This is a genomic window from Dietzia sp. UBA5065 (assembly GCA_002415925.1).
Classification (GTDB): domain Bacteria; phylum Actinomycetota; class Actinomycetes; order Mycobacteriales; family Mycobacteriaceae; genus Dietzia.
This window is the reverse complement of record DIAZ01000126.1, coordinates 1-574: the sequence shown is the minus strand read 5'-3', so window position 1 is coordinate 574 and position 574 is coordinate 1. Positions and strand designations below refer to the sequence as shown.

Genomic DNA, 574 nt, shown 5'->3' with positions numbered 1-574 from the left:
GACCAGCTCCGCTCGGGATGGCGGGTCAACCAGGCGGTCGCGGCCACCACGAGCTTCGACGCGGTGCACCGGGTGGTGGGCCGCTGCGGGATCGTGCTCGTGGGCGAGGGGCAGCCGCACCGCCTCAAGCCGCTCATGCTCCAGGAGAAAAAGAAGGTCGCGAGGGTCGTCGGGGACACCCCCATCTACGAGTTGATCGTCGGTGACGAGGAGGGGACGACCCCGGAGCAGGTGCCGCTGCGCAAGCTCAACCGTCGCCTCACCCGCTACCCCATGAACATCAGTCGCGCGAAGGTCGACGCGCTGGACTCCCGCCTCCGGGCGCTGGGCACCAAGACCGGGATCCAGAACCAGATGCCCAAGGGCCCCATGCCCCAGGGCGCCAAGGTCCGCAACGTGCAGCGCAGCGCTCGGCGTCGCGGCGGGGCCTGACCGCCCCCGTCCTGTCAGCGGGTGCGGATGAGTGCGGTTCCGGTCGCGCGGTCGTGCATCCCGCGGCCGTCCTCGTCCTGGATCAGGGGCGGCAGCAGGAAGAAGATGAAGACGACCCGGATCCTGTCTCTTATACACATCT

Annotated in this window: 1 protein-coding gene and 1 pseudogene; one reads left to right on the top strand and one right to left on the bottom strand. The window is 69.2% G+C overall.

Annotation, left to right across the window (positions count from 1 at the left end):
- Positions 1–432, top strand: a 432-nt coding sequence (locus B4M60_RS09820; protein WP_291082959.1) for a DUF4191 family protein, incomplete at its 5' end; no start/stop codon positions are given.
- Positions 433–446: 14 nt separating this feature from the next.
- Here B4M60_RS09820 and B4M60_RS09815 read toward each other — a convergent pair.
- Positions 447–574 (bottom strand): annotated as a pseudogene (locus B4M60_RS09815) (RDD family protein); the annotation flags it as partial.